The sequence below is a fragment of the Pseudomonas sp. UBT genome, from assembly GCF_050915955.1.
Classification (GTDB): domain Bacteria; phylum Pseudomonadota; class Gammaproteobacteria; order Pseudomonadales; family Pseudomonadaceae; genus Aquipseudomonas; species Aquipseudomonas antarctica_A.
The window spans coordinates 265-18,852 of the sequence record NZ_CP168080.1 but is presented as its reverse complement, the minus strand read 5'-3'; the positions used below and the strand labels follow the sequence as shown (position 1 = coordinate 18,852).

Below are 18,588 nucleotides of genomic sequence, written 5' to 3'. Positions count from 1 at the left end.
TTAGATGGGGCGGGGCAGCGGTGGTTTCAATGGCGGGGGTGAGATAGCAACATATTGCATAATATTTTCGAAACACCGCTTGACCCTGTGGGAGCTGGCTTGCCTGCGATGGCGGTGCATCAGCCACGGATGAGTGGGCTGGCAGCCCCACTTGTGTAACCGAGTACGCTCAGCTGATTTTGTGCAGGTAGGCGGGCAGGGGCTGTTCCGGTAATACCGACAGAACCTTCAGGCGCTGCAACATGCGCTGTCGTGCTCGCTGCAAGTGCTCGCGCAAATTCAGTGCCGCAGCATCAAACGCACCGTGCAGCAACAGCTCCAGAATCAAGCGATGTTCGGCGAGCATGGCTGGATCGGCGCCGATCCCCAGCAAACGGTAGAAAATCCGGCTGATGATCATCGGGCTCTGGCCCTGGCGGATCAGCGCGGCGATCTTGCGGTTTTGCAGGCCGGCCAGGCAACGCTGGTGCAAGTCATCTTCGATCTGCTCGATGGCGTGCAGGCTGCATTGCGGGCTTTGCTGGGCATCCACCACGCGCTGCAGCATGGCTTCGAGCATCTCGCGGTCGAGGTTCGGTGCGCTCTGGCGCAGGGCTTCGGGTTCCAGGCAGGCGCGCAGTTCGTAGTCTTCGGTGACTTCCCGTGCGGTCAGCGGCCCGGCGAGCCACTGCGAGTAGGGTTCTTTTTCCACCAGGCCGCGATCGCGCAGGCGCATCAGCGCTTCACGCACCACCGCGCGGCTGACGCCATAGTGGTCGGCGGCGGCCTGTTCATCCAGGCGGTAATGGCCGAAAGCGATACACGTGGACAGCGCCGCGCCGATTTCCTCGACGATCCGCTCGCCCAGCGGCCGCGTATCCACCAGTTCATCGTCGCCATTGAGGCCCAGGTGCGCATGGCTCAAGGGCAGGCGCAGCGGCTCCATTTCCAGGCCTTCGGGGTTGATCAGGTAACCGCGACCGTTGAAGCGGCAGATCAAACCTTCGGCATGCAGCAGGTCGAGCGCCTTGCGTACCGGGACGCGGCTGGTGCCGAACAGTTCGGCCAGCGGCGCTTCGAGCAAGACCAGCCCGTGGCGGGCGGTGCCGTTGACGATCGCATCACGCAATACCTGGTGAATCATCGCGTAACGGGAGGCCGAGGCGGACACTGCTTTCATCGCGTTCTCTTTGGCGTGTAGGACGGTGGCCGGGGATTCTCTCATAGTTGCGCCTGTCACTCCGCGCCACGTCGGTGGCACTTTTTTGGGGCCTTGCGGATAGAAATGTTACTTTTCTGCACCAAAATGTACTTATTAATAAAAGATACATTATTTCAATCGCGACCTGTTCAGACGCTTTTGCTGACTATTTTGGCTGACTACAACTCTATCTATCCCGTACCTCTTGGCGATTAAGCTAAATCGCACAAACGGCAGTGATAGCAGACTGGCACGAAAGCTGCCTTTATAAAACGTACATTTTATTAATATGTACGTTTTGTGAGGTTCATCCTGATGTCAGACGCCACTTCCATGGCCGAGGCTTTCGCCAGCGGTCGCAGCGACCCGGTGCAGGCGCTCGAACAGGTACTCCTGCACGCGAGCATGGCCCCCACGGTGTTTATCTCACTGACTGCCGAGCGTGCCCGGCGCGAGGCCGAAGCGTCCGCTGCGCGCTGGCGTGACGGCCAGCCTTTGAGTGTGTTCGACGGTGTACCGCTGGCCTGGAAAGACCTGTTCGACGTCGCCGGCAGCATTACTACGGCCGGCGCCGCCTATCGTCGCGCGGCGCCGGCCGCTTTGCTCGACGCGCCGAGCGTGGGGCTGTTGTGCCGCGCCGGGATGGTCAGCGTGGGCAAGACCAACCTCAGCGAGCTGGCGTATTCGGGCTTGGGCTTGAACCCGCATTTCGGCACGCCCTACAACCCGAACGGCAGCGATCAACCGCGCATCCCAGGCGGTTCATCATCGGGTTCAGCCGTCGCCGTGGCCGCCGGGATCGTGCCGATCGCCATGGGCACCGACACCGCAGGCTCGATCCGCATTCCCGCGGCACTCAATGGTGTGGTGGGTTACCGCAGCAGCAGCCGACGCTACAGCCGCGACGGCGTATTTCCATTGGCGCACACCCTCGATAGCCTCGGCCCACTGACCCGCAGCGTGCGCGATGCACTGGCGATCGACGACCTGCTCAACGGCCGCAGGCAAACCCATATCGCCCGCAGCCTCAAGGGCCAGCGCTTTGTGCTTGAGCAAGGCGCGCTGGAAGACATTGAACCAGCAGTGCGCAATAACCTGCTGCGCGCGGTGGACCAATTGAGAGCCGCCGGTGCACTGATCGAGGTGCGCCCGTCAGCGACTTTTCAGGCCGCCCTGGACCTGATCAAGCACCACGGCTGGCTCGGCGCCTTCGAAGCCTTCGCCCTGCATCAAACCCTGCTCGACAGCCGCGACGCCGAACAACTCGACCCACGTGTGCGCCGTCGCTTAGAAGCCGCACGTTCATTGCCGGCCAGCCAATTAATCCACCTGATCGATGCGCGCCGGCACCTGCAACAACAGCTGATCGACGACCTCGACGGCGCCCTCCTGATAACCCCGACCGTTGCCCATGTCGCGCCGGCGTTGGCACCGCTTGAGGCCGACGACGAGCTGTTCGTGCGCACCAACCTCGCCACCCTGCGCCTGACCATGCCCGGCAGTTTGCTGGACATGCCCGGCGTTACCTTGCCCAGCGGCCGTGATGCCCTGGGCCTGCCCACCGGGCTGCTGCTCAGCGCCCCGATGGGGGAAGACGCACGCCTGCTGCGCGCTGCGTTGTCCGTCGAATCCGTACTGACAATTTAAGGAGACATACCATGGCTAAAGACATTCTCTGTGCATTTGGCGTCGACGTTGATGCCGTCGCCGGCTGGCTCGGTTCCTACGGCGGTGAAGACTCGCCGGACGACATTTCCCGCGGCCTGTTCGCCGGCGAAATCGGTGCGCCGCGTTTACTGAAACTGTTCGAACGTTACGGTTTGCGCACCACCTGGTTTATCCCCGGCCACTCGATGGAAACTTTCCCGGAGCAGATGAAGGCGGTGGCTGACGCCGGTCACGAAATCGGCGTGCATGGCTACAGCCACGAAAACCCGATTGCGATGACCGCCGAGCAGGAAGAAATCGTCCTCGATAAGTCCATCGAACTGATCACCCAGGTCACCGGCAAACGCCCCACCGGCTACGTCGCCCCGTGGTGGGAATTCAGCAAGGTCACCAACGAACTGCTGCTGAAAAAAGGCATCAAGTACGACCACAGCCTGATGCACAACGACTTCCACCCCTACTACGTGCGCAAGGGCGACAGCTGGACCAAGATCGACTACAGCCAGCACCCCGACACCTGGATGAAACCTTTGGTGCGCGGCGAAGAAACCGACCTGGTGGAGATCCCGGCCAACTGGTACCTCGACGACCTGCCGCCGATGATGTTCATCAAAAAAGCCCCCAACAGCCACGGCTTCGTCAACCCGCGCCATCTCGAAGAAATGTGGCGCGACCAGTTCGACTGGGTCTACCGCGAACACGAACATGCCGTGTTCACCATGACCATCCACCCCGACGTGTCCGGTCGCCCGCAAGTGCTGTTGATGCTCGAGCGCTTGATCGAACACATCCAGAGCCATGCCGGCGTGCGCTTCGTCACGTTCGACGAAATCGCCGACGACTTTATCCGCCGTCAACCCCGTTCCTGACCCCTACTGAAGCGGCCCCCCACCCTCGAGGCGCGATTTATGTCCATCTATAACAAGCTTGACCTGACTGGCTGGAAACCCCGGCAACTGACGTCCCGGGAAGTGCGCTTCGCCACCTGGATCGCGTTTTTCGCCTGGGTGTTTGCGGTGTATGACTTCATCCTGTTCGGCACCTTGCTGCCGGAGATCGGCCGGCACTTTGGCTGGGGTGAAGTGGAGCAAGCTGAAATCGCGACCTGGGTGGCGGTGGGCACGGCGGTGGTCGCCTTTGCCATTGGCCCCGTCGTCGATAAGTTGGGGCGGCGCAAAGGCATTATTTTCACCGTGGCCGGTTCTGCGCTGTGCTCGGCACTGACCGCGATTGGCGGGGCGTGGGGCAAGTCGCCGCTGATTCTGATCCGTTCCTTGGGTGGCCTGGGGTATGCCGAGGAAACCGTCAACGCCACGTATCTGAGCGAGCTGTATGGCGCCTCGGAAGATCCGCGACTGACCAAGCGCCGTGGCTTTATCTACAGCCTGGTGCAGGGCGGCTGGCCGGTTGGTGCGTTGATCGCTGCCGGTTTGACTGCGCTGTTGCTGCCGATCATCGGCTGGCAGGGTTGCTTCATCTTTGCCGCGATCCCGGCCATCGTGATTGCAATCATGGCGCGCAAGCTCAAGGAGAGCCCCCAGTTCCAGATTCACCAACGCATCAGCGAGCTGCGTAAAAGCGGCGCGGTGACCGAAGCGCAAAACGTCGCCGTGACCTACGGTGTGGACTATGACGAGCACAGTAAAGCCGGCCTCAAAGCTGCGTTCCGTGGCCCGGCTCGCCGCGCAACCCTGGTAATCGGCGCTGCGCTGTTGCTCAACTGGGCGGCGATCCAGGTGTTCAGCGTGCTCGGCACATCGGTAATCGTCAGCGTGCACCACGTCTCGTTCGAGAACTCGCTGATCATCCTCGTGCTCTCCAACCTGGTGGGTTATTGCGGCTACCTGACTCACGGCTGGATGGGCGACAAGATCGGCCGTCGCAACGTGATCGGCCTGGGTTGGATGCTCGGCGGCCTGGCCTTTGCCGGGATGCTGTTTGGCCCAAGCAATATGCCGACGGTGGTCGGGCTGTACAGCCTGGGCCTGTTCTTTCTGATCGGGCCGTACTCGGCGGCGCTGTTTTTCATCAGCGAAAGTTTCCCCACCAGCATCCGCGCCACCGGTGGCGCGATCATCCATGCCATGGGCCCGATTGGCGCGGTCGTCGCAGGCTTTGGCGCCACCCAGGTGTTGTCCGCCGGCAGTGATTGGCAGACCGCCGCGCTGTGGTTCGGTGCGCTGCCGTGCTTCTTGTCCGGCGCCCTGATGTTTGCCGCACGCCATGTGCGTCCGGAAACCGTTCAGTAAGGAGTTTCAGATGAGCCGTAAAGTTGCCCTGATTACCGGTGCCGCCAGCGGCATCGGCCAAGCCCTGGCCGTGGCCTATGCACGTAACGGCGTGGCGGTGGTGGGCGGGTATTACCCGGCCGACCCGCATGACCCGCACACCACCGTAGCGCTGGTGCAACAGGCTGGCGGCGAATGCCTGATGCTGGCGCTGGACGTAGGCGATACCGCCTCGGTAGACGCCCTGGCCGAGCAAGCCGTGCAGCATTTCGGGCGCCTGGATTACGCGGTGGCCAATGCCGGTCTGTTGCGTCGCGCGCCCTTGCTGGAGATGACCGACGCGTTGTGGAACGAGATGCTCAATGTCGACCTGACGGGGGTGATGCGCACCTTCCGTGCGGCGAGCCGGCACATGACAGAAGGCGGTGCGCTGGTGGCGATTTCGTCGATTGCCGGTGGCGTATATGGTTGGCAGGAGCACAGCCATTACGCGGCGGCGAAGGCGGGCGTGCCGGGGTTGTGCCGTTCGCTGGCGGTGGAGTTGGCGCCGCTGGGGATTCGTTGCAACGCGGTGATACCCGGGTTGATCGAGACGCCGCAGTCGTTGGACGCGAAGAACTCGTTGGGGCCTGAGGGGTTGGCCAAGGCCGCGCGGGCTATTCCGCTGGGTCGGGTAGGGCGGGCGGATGAAGTGGCGTCATTGGTGCAATTTTTGACCAGTGAGGCATCGAGTTATTTGACCGGGCAGAGCATCGTTATCGACGGCGGCTTGACCGTGCGCTGGCCCGACTGACTGGACTGGGTCTGAAAATGTGGGAGCGGGCTTGCTCGCGAAGACGGTGGGTCAGTAACAGATGCATCGACTGACACGACGCATTCGCGAGCAAGCCCGCTCCCACATTGGATCTATATTGACCTAAGGAGATTTGTGTATGTCCCAACTCATCCACCGACGCGCCGTGATTACCGGCGCCGGCAGTGGCATCGGTGCCGCCATCGCCCGTGCCTACGCCGCCGAAGGCGCGCGGCTGCTGTTGGCCGACCGCAACGCCGCCAGCCTCGCCGAAACCGCCATTACCTGCCGCAACCTCGGCGCCGAAGTCTTCGAATGCCTGGCTGACGTCGGCACCGTCGAAGGTGCCCAGGCCAGTGTCGACCGCTGCGTCGAACACTTCGGCGGCATCGATATCCTGGTCAACAACGCCGGCATGCTGACCCAGGCGCGCTGCGTCGACCTGTCCATCGAAATGTGGAACGACATGCTGCGCGTCGACCTCACCAGCGTGTTCGTCGCCAGCCAGCGCGCATTGCCGCACATGCTTGCGCAGCGCTGGGGCCGCATCATCAATGTCGCCTCGCAACTGGGTATCAAGGGCGGTGCCGAACTGACCCACTATGCCGCCGCCAAGGCCGGGGTGATCGGCTTTACCAAGTCCCTCGCGCTGGAAGTGGCCAAGGACAATGTGCTGGTCAACGCTATCGCGCCCGGCCCGATTGAAACGCCGCTGGTGGGCGGCATCAGCGACGACTGGAAACGCGCCAAGGCCGCCGAGTTGCCCTTGGGCCGCTTCGGCCTGGCGGACGAAGTCGCGCCCACCGCCGTGCTGCTGGCCAGTGAGCCTGGCGGCAATCTGTTCGTCGGCCAGACCCTGGGCCCGAACTCCGGCGATGTCATGCCATGAGTGAGGTGTAGCCATGTGCGGACTCTGTGGATTGCTCGGTGAAGACCTGCACTGGAGCGACCCTTTGGGCGATGAGTTGCCAAGACGCCGTGAACGCCTGCGCCGCATCGCGGCGATCAACCAGGTGCTGGCGGTGTTCCGGCTCAAGGTCGAAGACTTTCAGGGCGCTTCTTACCTGCTGATGGGTGCCACTGGCAAGCAAGCGTTGGCGAGTGGTCTGGACCCACTCTGGCAGGCGGCAGAAAGCATGCTTGGCCGCCCGCTGGACCCGCTTGACCCACGCTTGCTTGATCACCTGGAGTCGTCATGAGCATTGCCCTCAACGTCATCACCGGCTTCCTCGGCAGTGGCAAAACCACGTTGCTCACGCGACTGTTACAAGGCGAAAGCCTCGGCGACACGGCGCTGTTGATCAACGAGTTCGGCGATGTCGGCATTGACCATCTGCTGGTGGAGGAGGTCGCACCGGACACGGTGTTGCTGCCCAGCGGCTGCGTGTGCTGCTCGATTCGTGGCGAGTTGAAAGATGCGCTGCTGGGCTTGTTGCAACGTCGTGAGCGCGGTGAAATCCCGGCGTTCAAACGCGTGATCCTGGAAACCACCGGCCTTGCCGACCCGGCGCCGATCCTCGCCACCTTGAACAACGATGTGCAACTGCGCGGACGCTTTCACATTGGCCTGGTGATTACCCTGGTCGACGCCAGCCACGCCGAGCTTCAGGAGCGCCTGCACCCGGAATGGCTGGCCCAAGTTGCTGCGGCCGATCGGCTGTTGCTCAGCAAGACGGACCTCGCCGGCGACTGTGATTCACTGCGCACGCATTTGCAGGCGCTGAATGCCGGCACACCGATCCTCAATACCCAGGATATTCACAGCGGCGACCAACTGCTGCTTGGCGAAGGTTTGCGCAGCGCCGAGCCTGCCGTTGAAGTCAGCCGCTGGCAATTGCATCAAACCACCACAGCGACCCACGGCGCCGCGCAAGTGTGCTGCCTGACTTTCGAACAGCCGCTGGACTGGGTTGGCTTCGGGGTCTGGTTGTCGATGCTGCTAAGATGCCACGGCGAACGAATCCTTCGCGTCAAAGGACTGCTTAACGTGAACGCAAGCTCGGCCCCCATCGTCATTCATGGCGTGCAGCACTGCCTGCATGCCCCGGTCCACTTGCCTGCGTGGCCAGGCACCGACCGCCAATCACGGCTGGTATTTATCCTGCGCGGCCTCGACCCGGCGCTGCTACGCCGCTCCTTTGACGTGTTCTCGCGGCGGTTCGCAGCATGATCACCTTGCGTGTCCTCGGTACGTCCGTGACCTTGCTCGAATGCCTGCGCGTGCGCGCCGAACAGGAACTGGGCATTCGCCTGGTCTACCAGGTGCACGATGTGGCACAGGCCCAACGCATCGCGGTGATGCAGCCCGAGAGCTACGACCTGTACGACCAATGGTTTCACAACGTTGACTTTGTGTGGCCGGCGCGGGCGATCCAGCCGATCGACACGCGGCGTATCGCGCTGTGGCACGAGATCAATGACTTGCCCAAGCGCGGTCGGTTGTCGGCCAATGATCGCCTGGGCAGCGGCAGCGTGCCCAGTGAACGCCTGTTCGTGCAGCACGACGGCAGCCTCGGCAGCTCCGTGACCGAGCGCATCAGCATGCTGCCGCTGACCCACAATGCTGACAGCTTTGCCTATCGTCCCGAGCGTTTGCCTGAAGGCTTCAGCCACGGCAATGAAAGCTGGGGCTGGCTGCTCGACCCGGCCTGGCGCGCGCGCACCGCGCTGCAAAGTGACGCGGCCATCGGCGCGCTGGATGCCGCATTGGCGGTGCAGGGCGCGGGGCTGGCGCAGTTCAAGGACGTCGGCAATATGAGCATCGAGGAGATCGATGTGCTGGCCGATATTCTGGTGCGCAAGCAGAAGGAAGGGCACTTTGCGGCGTTCTGGTCGGACGATGAGGAGGCGGCGCAGTTGATGCTCAGCCCGAGCATCGATATCCAGAGCCTGTGGTCGCCGACCTTGATGCGCCTGCACCGGGCCGGTGTGAAGTATCGGTTGGCGGTGCCTCGCGAAGGCTATCGCGCCTGGTTTGGTGGCTTGTCGTTGTCGCGCCATGCCCAAGGGCCGGTGCTGGATGCGGCGTATGCCTACCTGAATTGGTGGTTGTCCGGCTGGCCAGGGGCGGTAATGGCGCGCCAGGGTTACTACATTGGCAACCCCGCGCGCACGCGCGATCATTTGAGCCGTGCCGAGTGGGATTACTGGTACGCCGGCAAGCCCGCGCGCGAAGAGTTACCGGGCAGCGATGGCTTGCCGTTGATCGACATCGGTGAAGTACGGGATGGCGGCTCGTATGAGCAACGCATGGGGCACATCGCGGTGTGGAACTCGGTGATGGATGAGCATAACTATCTGGTGCGCCGGTGGGGGGACTTCATGCGCGCCCGCAGCGCCTAGTTCAGCTAATGCCTGGCTGTCAATAATGTGACGCAACAGTTCCAGTGTTTGTTAGGTGTACTTATCCCAAGTCCCAGCTAATCTGCTTAAACCAAATATTCAATAAAAATGGATATTTTTTTGACGCCGAACCAGCCGCCGCCAGGGATGCGTATGACAAATGAACGCAGTGGCACAGAGAGGCGAATGCTGCCGGAGGGCACGGCAATGCAGTGGCGCCACACATTCCAGACCCGCATTGCCGGGGTGTTGGCGCTATTGCTACTGGTGGTCGTGGCCGCTACTTACTTCGCGGTCAAGGTCGCCACCACCCGTGCCGTGGAAAACCAGGCCCAAGTGCAACTCACTGCCGGCATCCAGGTGTTCGAGCGCTTGCTGGACCTGCGCGGGCGCCGCCTGCAATACGGGCTGGACTGGCTTACCGTCGATGGCCCGTTCAAGCAAGCGGTGATTGAAGGCAAGGCCGAATCGATTCGGGCTGCGCTGCGTCGGCATGGCCCCGGCATCCACTCAACGGAAGTGTTTGTGTTGGGCCTGGATGGCACGGTGATGGTCAGCACCTTGCCTGAACTGACGGGCGGCCAGCCGTTTCCTTATGTCGAGGCATTGCGTCATGCGCGACGCAGTGGCTTGCAAATGCTCATCGTTGCCATGGACGGCCAGCCCTATTTGCTGGTGCAGGACGAAGTGCTCGACCCGCTGCCGATTGCACGTGTGGTCATGGGCTTTCCCATGGACAAGCTGTTCGCCAACGAACTGCGTTCCATGAGCAACCTAGAGCTGTCGTTCCTCGGCGTGCAGGACGGCCGCGTCGGCCAGTTGTTCAGTACCCAGCCTGAGGCCTACCAGGCTGCGATCATCCATACACTGCACGAGGCGCCCCTGACCCCTGAAGCCCGGATCAATCTGTTTTATGGGCAACGGGTGCTCAGCCAGGTACTGCCGCTGGCCAATACCGGCGATGGCGACGAGGTGCGCGTATTGCTGCAAAGCCCGCTGGACCATGCGCTGGAATCCTTTGCGCCGCTGGACCAGCAGTTTATGGGGATCGCCCTGGCGGTGTTGCTCGTGTCGCTGGCGGGCGCGTTGTTCCTGGCGCGACGTGTGTCACGCCCGCTCAACGCCCTGGTGCAAGCGGCGGAACGGATTGGTGCCGGTGACTACCACACGCCGGTGCAGGTGCGCAGCCACGACGAGTTCGGCGTGTTGGCCCGTGCATTCAACGCCATGCAAAGCGGAATCGCCGTGCGCGAGCGCCAATTGGCCCACAACGCCCTGCATGACCCGCTCACTGGGTTGCCCAATCGCGCCCTGGCCATGGAGCGCCTGGGCAGCGCGATCAGTGCACGGCGGCCGGTGGTGTTGGTGTACCTGGGGATTGAAAACTACCGGGTGATCAACGAAGGCTTCGGCCCGCAGGGCGTCGAAGAAATGCTGCGCGAAGCCAGCCGATGCCTGTCCATGAGCCTGCTGCCCAGCGACACCGCGGCGCGCATCGCCGGCAGTGAATTTTTGCTGTTGCTGGAAAACACTGAGATCGACTGCGCCGTGGCGCGTGCCGACCGCCTTTATGGGCTGCTCACCGAGCCCCAGCGTATCGGCAATGATGAAGTGCGCCATGAAGTGAGCATCGGCATCGCGGCCTACCCCGCCGACGGCCAGCAGGTGGAAGAACTGATCAGCCGCGCGGCCATTGCCCGGCATGATGCGGCGAGCTTGCCCGGGTACTTGCAGGTCTACCAACTGGACCGCGACCTGGCCCATCTGCGCCAGATCACGCTGATTCGCGACTTGCGCCGCGCAGTGGTCGAGGGCGAGTTGTTCCTCTGTTATCAGCCCAAACTCGATCTGGTTGATGGTCATGTGCGTCAGGCGGAAGCCCTGCTGCGCTGGCAGCATCCGACCCTCGGCCAGGTGTCACCCACCGAATTCATTCCCCTGGCCGAGCGCACCGGCAGCATGGGGGCCTTGACCCTGTGGGCGATCGAGGAGGCTATTCGCCAAATGGCCGAATGGGCGCAACGTGGTTTGCACCTGCAGCTGTCGGTGAATATTTCGGTGGATGACCTGGCGGATGATGACCTGGCTATTCGCGTCACCGCCTTGTTGATGCACTACAACGTATCGGCCGAGCACTTGATTTTCGAAATCACTGAAAGCGCGATCATGCACAACCCGCAACAGGCCCTCAGCGTACTGGAGCAACTGCGCGGCTGCGGCATCAGCCTGTCGGTGGATGACTTCGGCACGGGCTATTCGTCGCTGGCGCAATTGCAGCGTTTGCCGGTGCAGGAGTTGAAGATCGACCAATCCTTCATCCGCAACCTCGACAGCACCAGCGGTGATGGCGTGATCGTGCGATCGACCATCGAAATGAGCCACAACCTGGGGCTCAAGGTGGTGGCGGAAGGGGTGGAGTTCGAGCCCAGCCTGAAGCTGCTCAAACAGTGGAAGTGCGACACCGCACAGGGTTACTTGATCAGCCGGCCGTTGAATGCCATGGCATTTGAAATGTGGATGCTGCGTGAGCGTGTTGCCTTGTAAACCCGATCTTCTGAACACCACCTGAACCCTGTGGGAGGGGGCTTGCTCCCGAAAGCGGTGTGTCAGTGGAAGCATCGACAACGGGTACACCGCCATCGGGAACAAGCCCCCTCCCACAGGTCGCTCGCGGCAGGCACAAAAAAGGCGGCTACCCATCAGGTAGCCGCCTTGGTTTTACCACCGGTAATGCTTAATCCGGCAGTTTGAACGCCATCACATAGTCACCCTGCTTGGTGCCCAGCGAGCCGTGACCGCCGGCCATGACCAGCACGTACTGCTTGCCGTCCTTGCCGGTGTAGGTCATCGGTGTGGTTTGCGCGCCTGCAGGCAGGCGGCCTTCCCACAGTTGCTTGCCGTTTTTCACGTCATAGGCACGCAGGTACTGGTCGAGGGTGCCGCTGAGGAAGGACACGCCACCGGCGGTGGTGAATGTACCGCCCAGGCTAGGCACGCCCATGGTCAGCGGGATTGGAACCGGCGAGCTGTCGCGCACGGTGCCGTTCTTGTGCATCCAGATGGTTTTGTGGGTGGTCAGGTCGACCGCTGCCACATAACCCCACGCCGGCGCCTGGCACGGCAGGCCCAGAGGCGACAGCAGTGCTTCGAGGATCACGCCGTACGGCGCGCCTTTGTTTGGCTGTACGCCTTGGGTTTCGCTGACGCGAGGGCCTTGCTTGGCGATGTCGGCAGCCGGGATCAGTTTCGATTTGAACGCCATGTAGCTCGGGTTCACGAAAGCAATCTGACGTACCGGGTCAACCGAAATGCCGCCCCAGTCGAACACGCCGAAGTTACCCGGGTAAACGATCGAACCTTGCAGCGATGGCGGCGTGAACGGGCCGTCGTAGCGCATGGATTTGAAATCGATCCGGCACAGCATCTGGTCAAACGGGGTCACGCCCCACATGTCGCGTTCTTTCAACGGCGGCGGCATGAAGTTCAGGTCGGACTTCGGTTGGGTCGGGGAGGTGTGATCACCGGCCACTGCGCCTTGCGGTACAGGGACTTCATTGATCGGCACCACGGGTTTGCCGTTGCTGCGGTCCAGCACGTAGATGCTGCCTTGCTTGGTCGAAGCCATGACTGCTTGCTTGACGCCGTCAGCGGTCTTGATGTCGATCAGGCTAGGCTGGCCGCCCACGTCCATGTCCCACAGGTCATGGTGAGTGAACTGGAAGGTCCACTTCACGTGGCCGCTGTCGATGTCCAGAGCGGTCAGGCCGGCGCTGTATTTCTCGGAGTCCGCAGTACGGTCGCCGCCATATTGGTCGGGCATCTGGTTGCCCATCGGCAGGTACAGCATGCCGAGTTTTTCATCGACGCTGAACATGGACCACATGTTCGGCGAGTTGCGCGTGTAGGTCTTGCCCTCGGCCAACGGGGTGGTGTCGTCCGGGTTGCCGCTGTCCCAGTTCCACACCAGCTTGCCGGTGTGTACGTCGAACGCGCGGATTACGCCGCTAGGCTCGTCGGTGGAAACGTTGTCGGTCACGTGACCGCCGATCACGACCAGGTTCTTGGTCACGGCCGGTGGCGAAGTGGAGTAGTAACCGCCTGGGGCGAAGCTGCCGATATTGGCACGCAGGTCGACCTGGCCTTTGTCACCGAAGTCTTCGCACATCTTGCCGGTGTCGGCGTTCAGGGCGATCAGACGAGTATCGGCAGTCGGTACGAAAATGCGTTTCGGGCAGACGGCGCTGACAGGCGCGGCGCTGGCGCTGCCGGTAGGGCTCTGCTCGGAGGCGTAGACAGCGTCATCGTGATACGACACGCCACGGCAGGTCATGTGCGCCCAACCTTTGAAGTTCGCGGCACCTTCGGTGCTGATCTTCGGGTCGAAACGCCAGATTTCCTTGCCGGTGTCCGGGTCCAGGGCAATCACCTGGCTGTGCGGAGTACACACGTAGAGCATGCCGTTGACTTTCAGCGGGGTGTTTTCTGCGGTGGTTTCACCGGGATCGCCTGGGCCAGGGATGTCGCCGGTGCGATAGGTCCACGCCGGTACGAGCTTGTGGGCGTTTTCCGGGGTGATCTGCGCCAGGGGCGAGTAACGATCACCGAAGGCCGAGCGGCCATAGGAGTTCCAGTCGCCATCGGCCTGGGTCGGTGCGGCGCTGGCCATGCCAGGCACAGCGTCACGGTCCAGTTGACCGGTCTTGACCATTTCACCCGGGTTGGTGAATTGGCTGGCGAGGGCGGCAGCGCCGGCCAGCACCACGGCCACGCTCAGTGCGCCAGTGCCCAGTGGCGCGGGTTGACCACGCAGCAACGGACGGCGAAACCACGGCAGCAGCAAGACGATGCCCAGCGCGAACAGCAGGGCCAGACGCGGCACCAGCTGCCACCAATCCAGGCCGACTTCCCACAGTGCCCACACGGTACTGGCGAACAGCACCAGTGCGTACAGGCCCAGCGCAGCGCGGCGGGTAGCCAGCAGCAAAACGCCGGTGAGGGCGATGCCGATACCGGCCAGCAGGTAGTACAGCGACCCGCCGAGCATGCTCAGCTTGACGCCGCCGGCCAGCAAGGCCAGCCCCATGATCAGCAGCAAGACGCCTAGCAACCTGGGCAGCAGGCGGCTTGGGCTTGAAGCACCATCAGTGCTCATAGTGTGTTTCTCCGTGACGTTGGAATTATGTAACCCCGTGCTTCACTGTAGATGACGATTCGGCGCGGGCTTGGTTCAGCGTTATTTTTGGTATTTCTGGGGACAGGGGGCTTATCCACAGGCGGACGATTTATCCCCAGGCGCAGGTCGGTTTAAGACAGCGCTGTCTTGGAAGAAGGAAGATTTCGGCAAGATGGGGTCGACCGCAGAAGTGAAACGTTTCAGTTTATTGTCGACAAGGATAAAGCGCGGATGCGCCAAGAGAAAGCGCAAAACGCAAGATGCATCATTTCAGATTTGGTAACAGTGACTAAGTGTCGCTGCAAAACAAATGTGGGAGGGGGCTTGCTCCCGATAGCAGTGGGTCAGCCATGAATAGGTCGACTGACACACTGTCATCGGGAGCAAGCCCCCTCCCACAGGGGATTTTCGGTGTTTTTTAGAAGGTGGTGCGTATACCAAACTGCACACTGCGTCCCGGCGCCGGCGCGATATCGCGCAGGATCGAGCTGGCGTAGCGCACGGTCTGGTTGGTCAGGTTTTCGCCATTGACGAACGCCAGCCACTGGCTGCCACCGACATTGAAGCGATAACCCGCGCTTGCGCCCAGCGTGGTGTAGCCATCGGTGCCGCTTTCGTTATTCGGCACACGCCCTTGGCCCGCCGCGTGTTCCACGTCGATCCGCGCTTGCCAGCGGTCCAGTTCCCACAGCAAACCGCTGTTCAAGCGCAGGGGCGCGATGCGTGGCAAGGCTTCACCCGTATCGAGGTTGGTGGCGCGGGTGTAATCCCCCGACAGCTCCAAGGCAAATTTGCCGTAGGCGCCTTCGCCAAGTTTCCAGTGATCCTGGGCCTCGAAGCCGGCGAAACGTGCCCGTACGCCGGAGTATGTGTACTCAGGAATACCACCTGCGTCTTCTTCACCTTCATCGTTGAGCGTACGACCTGTGCCCAACAAACCGATGTAATTGGAGAAGCGGCTATAAAACACGCCAAAGCTGCCCTTGTGGGTGCCGTTGTCAAAGCGCAGCGCGAGGTCGCTGGACACGGCTTTTTCTTTCTTCAGGTTGGCGTCGCCCAACTCGTAAGTGCCGGTAGCGACGTGGGCGCCGTTGGCATACAGCTCGTAGAAGGTCGGCGCGCGTTCGGTGTAGCCCAAGGTTGCGGCCAGCGACCAGATTGGCGTGAGGGTGTAGACCGCGCCGGAGGACAGGCTGCCGGCGGTGAAGTCCTTGGATTTGTCGGCGCCTGCAAAGCGCGCATTGCCCTTGGCGTTCGGGTCGATGTTCGTATGTTCCAGGCGCCCGCCGAGGCTGAGTTTGAGGCGCTCGGTGGCCTGCATTTCTTCGAGGATAAACAACGCGCCGGCGTTGGTATCGGTCTGTGGCACAAAGGCTTCTTCGCCGAGTGCCGAAAACTCGTTACGGGTCACTTGTGCGCCCACCACGCCATCGAACGGGCCCAGCGGTTGGTGGCGGGCTTCAACGCGCGCCTCATAACCCTTGTTCTTGAAGATCGTGCCGGTTTCGCCGCCTTCGATTTCGCGGTGCTCGTAGTCGGTGTAGCCCGCGTCGAGTTTTACCGAGGTAAACGGACCTTGCAGGTTGCGGATCTCGGACGCAAAGGCGTAGTGATCCTGCTTCATGCGGATGCGCACGTCCTGTTCGGCGGGTGAGCCGTAGTTGGCGTCGTAGTTGCTGTAGGACAGCCCGGCATAACCGTCGTCCCAGGTGTAGGAACCGCCCACGGCGCCGCCGTCCTGGCGCCCGTCGCTGTTGCCCAGGCGGCCATTCTTGCCGGGGCCGTCTTCGGTTTGCGGGGCATGGCGGCTGCGGGCAAAACCTGGGATCTTGAGGTCGTTGAATGCCCGCGCATTGGCGTCCAGATGCAGGGCGAAGGTGCCGTTGCCGGCTTCCAGTTTGCCGGCGCTGCTGCGGGTAGTGTCGGCGCCGCCATAGCGCAATTCACCCGCACCGTGAATGCCTTCGATGGCTTCGGTGGGGATGCGGTTATCGAACGTGTTGACCACGCCGCCAATCGCGCTGCCGCCATACAACAGCGCGGCCGGGCCACGCACGATTTCAATACGCTCGACGTTGACCGGGTCCAGCGGCACCGCATGGTCGTAGGACAGCGACGACGCATCCAGCGCGCCTACGCCGTTGCGCAGAATGCGAATGCGGTCGCCATCCTGGCCTCGAATGATCGGCCGGCTGGCACCCGGGCCAAAGTACGACGACGACACACCCGGCTGCTTGTTCAGGGTCTCGCCGAGGCTGCCTTTTTGTTGCAGTGTCAGGTCATCGCCTTCCAGCACGGTGGTGGGCGAGGCGAGTTGTTCGCTGCCCAGCGGGTTGCCGGTAATGACTTGGGGTTGCAGCTCAAGGGCGTGGGCTTCAGAGCAGATCAGCAGGGCGGCGGCAAGCGGGGTCAAGCGCCACAGAGAGGAGAGGGACATCGAACATTCCTTGGTAAAACGGCACAAAAAAGAGAAGGCTTAAAACGGTATCGAAAGCGTTACTTTTGATAACTATGGTTACAATATAACATCTCTTTTTTGGCTGAAAAGGGGAACTTTTCCTCAGGGTCTATATTCAATGCGGTGCTTCCACCTGTACGCCCCGTCGGCTAAGGTGCGCGGCTGTGTTTCCTCTTTTTGCAAAAGGCCCGGCATGACCGCGACAAGCAACGACCCGCTCCACGGCGTGACTCTGCAGCACGTCCTCACCACCCTGGTGGAACATTACGAATGGAGCGGCCTGGCCGAACGTATTGATATCCGCTGCTTCAAGAGCGACCCGAGCATCAAGTCGAGCCTGACGTTCCTGCGCAAAACTCCGTGGGCGCGGGAGAAAGTCGAAAGCTTGTACGTCAAGCTGATGCGCACCAAACGCCCGCTGGACTGAGCCGATGAAGCGCTTTGCCGCGGTTGCGGCGCTGGCCGGTTGGGCGGGGCTGGCGATTCAGCAATACCTTATTTTCTATTCACGCTGGGACGCCGGCGCCAGCCTGTTGGGCGGGCTGATCAACTTTTTCAGCTTCTTCACCGTGCTCACCAACACCTTGGTCGTGGTGGTGTTGAGCTATGCACTGGTCAGTCGGGATTCAGCCGCGAAGCGGTTTTTCCTGGCACCCAACGTCAGTAGTGGGATTGCTGCGAGCATCGTCGTGGTGAGCCTGGCGTACAACCTGCTGCTGCGGCATTTGTGGAGCCCCGCAGGCTTTCAATTTATCGCCGACGAATTGCTGCACGACGTGATGCCGGTGCTGTTTTTAATCTACTGGTGGCGATATGTGCCCAAGGGCACGTTGCGCCTCAAACACATTGCCGGGTGGGTGATCTACCCGCTGGTGTACTTCGCTTATGTGCTATTGCGCGGGCATCTGCTCGGGCAATATCAGTACCCGTTCATTGATGTGGACAGCCTCGGTTATCCACAAGTGTTTGCGAATGCCGGGGGGATTCTGGCGGGGTTCATCGTGATTGCAGTGGCGGTGGTGGGGTTGGATAAATGCCTGAAGTCGCCGACGAACTAATGTGGGAGCAACTGTCTTCACCCACCATCCGTCACCGCCATTCATTGCCGTCGCGCAGCATAGGTATCTACGCAACTCTTTGTGTCGCTTTAAGTCTGTGGGGGGGTAGATTGAGTACATATCCGTTGCTGCGGTAACGGTTGCTTAGGGTTCCGCCCTTACGGCGGGTCACTTTTTTACAAAACGCCTAAAAAAGTAACCAAAAAACGCTTTGCCCCACCACTCGGTGCCTCGCCCAGGCTCGGCATGCCCGCACTCCGGCTTGAATCCGTGGGCCGCCGCAATGGGCCATCCCTGGCCCAGTGCGGCTAACCCGGCGTCCTGCCGGGTTACCCACGGATTCAAGCCTGCGTTCGGCCATCGTGGTTAACGGGGCGCCTCAGATCAAGATCAAAAGCAGAGCACGGCGGCCTGGTAGCCGACCTGAGTGGTTGAAGCAAAAGCAGAGCAGAAGCAGTGCAACACAGCATCCACCTGATGTAATGAGATCCAAATGTGGGAGCGGGCTTGCTCGCGAAAGCGGTGGGTCAGTCAGCACATTTGTAACTGAACCACCGCATTCGCGAGCAAGCCCGCTCCCACAGTTTGACCGAGTTTAGCTGCCAGGCCGTGGCGCTGCGCTTTTCTGTGGGAGCTGGCTTGCCTGCGATGCAGACACCTCGGTACATCAGGCATAAGCCGTTGATGC

14 protein-coding genes are annotated in these 18,588 nt (G+C 61.6%); 11 read left to right on the top strand and 3 right to left on the bottom strand.

Translation table 11 applies throughout. The features are described from left to right. Positions 1 to 169 precede the first annotated feature (169 nt). Positions 170 to 1,159: a GntR family transcriptional regulator gene (locus ACDZ94_RS23180; RefSeq protein ID WP_064450871.1), complete on the bottom strand. Its 990-nt coding sequence runs from the start codon at positions 1,157 to 1,159 to the stop codon at positions 170 to 172. Positions 1,160 to 1,495: 336 nt separating this feature from the next. On the opposite strand from ACDZ94_RS23180, the gene ACDZ94_RS23175 reads away from it, so the two are divergent. From ACDZ94_RS23175 to ACDZ94_RS23135, 9 genes are all read left to right on the top strand, one after another. After that, positions 1,496 to 2,827: an amidase gene (locus tag ACDZ94_RS23175; protein ID WP_432751570.1), complete on the top strand. Its 1,332-nt coding sequence runs from the start codon at positions 1,496 to 1,498 to the stop codon at positions 2,825 to 2,827. Positions 2,828 to 2,838: 11 nt separating this feature from the next. Continuing rightward, a complete protein-coding gene (locus tag ACDZ94_RS23170) occupies positions 2,839 to 3,717 on the top strand; it encodes a polysaccharide deacetylase family protein (protein WP_053254585.1) in 879 nt (292 codons plus the stop codon). Positions 3,718 to 3,756: 39 nt separating this feature from the next. After that, a complete protein-coding gene (locus tag ACDZ94_RS23165) occupies positions 3,757 to 5,097 on the top strand; it encodes an MFS transporter (RefSeq protein WP_064450873.1) in 1,341 nt (446 codons plus the stop codon). 10 nt (positions 5,098 to 5,107) lie between these two features. After that, positions 5,108 to 5,869 (top strand): SDR family NAD(P)-dependent oxidoreductase, encoded by a 762-nt coding sequence (locus tag ACDZ94_RS23160; protein WP_064450874.1) that lies wholly within the window; start codon positions 5,108 to 5,110, stop codon positions 5,867 to 5,869. Positions 5,870 to 6,008: 139 nt separating this feature from the next. Continuing rightward, the gene (locus tag ACDZ94_RS23155; protein ID WP_064450875.1) at positions 6,009 to 6,758 is read left to right on the top strand and encodes an SDR family NAD(P)-dependent oxidoreductase; all 750 of its coding nucleotides are present in this window, start codon (positions 6,009 to 6,011) and stop codon (positions 6,756 to 6,758) included. Between the two features lie 13 nt (positions 6,759 to 6,771). After that, a complete protein-coding gene (locus tag ACDZ94_RS23150; protein ID WP_064450876.1) occupies positions 6,772 to 7,068 on the top strand; it encodes a hypothetical protein in 297 nt (98 codons plus the stop codon). Continuing rightward, positions 7,065 to 8,039, top strand: a complete 975-nt coding sequence (locus tag ACDZ94_RS23145) for a CobW family GTP-binding protein (RefSeq protein WP_407017969.1) — start codon at positions 7,065 to 7,067, stop codon at positions 8,037 to 8,039. The genes ACDZ94_RS23150 and ACDZ94_RS23145 overlap by 4 nt, the downstream gene beginning before the upstream one ends. Further along, positions 8,036 to 9,211, top strand: a complete 1,176-nt coding sequence (locus tag ACDZ94_RS23140; protein ID WP_128587110.1) for an ABC transporter substrate-binding protein — start codon at positions 8,036 to 8,038, stop codon at positions 9,209 to 9,211. Before ACDZ94_RS23145 ends, ACDZ94_RS23140 begins: the two co-directional genes overlap by 4 nt. 207 nt (positions 9,212 to 9,418) lie before the next feature. Beyond that, positions 9,419 to 11,755 (top strand): putative bifunctional diguanylate cyclase/phosphodiesterase, encoded by a 2,337-nt coding sequence (locus tag ACDZ94_RS23135; RefSeq protein ID WP_064454861.1) that lies wholly within the window; start codon positions 9,419 to 9,421, stop codon positions 11,753 to 11,755. A gap of 190 nt (positions 11,756 to 11,945) precedes the next feature. Here the strand turns inward: ACDZ94_RS23135 and ACDZ94_RS23130 are convergent, their stop codons facing one another. Continuing rightward, positions 11,946 to 14,363 (bottom strand): glucose/quinate/shikimate family membrane-bound PQQ-dependent dehydrogenase, encoded by a 2,418-nt coding sequence (locus ACDZ94_RS23130; protein ID WP_064450879.1) that lies wholly within the window; start codon positions 14,361 to 14,363, stop codon positions 11,946 to 11,948. Between the two features lie 439 nt (positions 14,364 to 14,802). Beyond that, entirely contained in the window at positions 14,803 to 16,821 is a 2,019-nt protein-coding gene (locus tag ACDZ94_RS23125; RefSeq protein ID WP_432751569.1) for a TonB-dependent receptor, read from the bottom strand. A 214-nt stretch (positions 16,822 to 17,035) separates the two neighbouring features. On the opposite strand from ACDZ94_RS23125, the gene ACDZ94_RS23120 reads away from it, so the two are divergent. Together ACDZ94_RS23120 and ACDZ94_RS23115 are read left to right on the top strand one after the other, a co-directional pair. Then, positions 17,036 to 17,269, top strand: coding sequence for a VF530 family DNA-binding protein (locus ACDZ94_RS23120; RefSeq protein WP_043048686.1), 234 nt, complete (start codon positions 17,036 to 17,038; stop codon positions 17,267 to 17,269). Positions 17,270 to 17,273: 4 nt separating this feature from the next. Continuing rightward, positions 17,274 to 17,900 (top strand): Pr6Pr family membrane protein, encoded by a 627-nt coding sequence (locus tag ACDZ94_RS23115; RefSeq protein WP_064450881.1) that lies wholly within the window; start codon positions 17,274 to 17,276, stop codon positions 17,898 to 17,900. Positions 17,901 to 18,588: the final 688 nt, after the last annotated feature.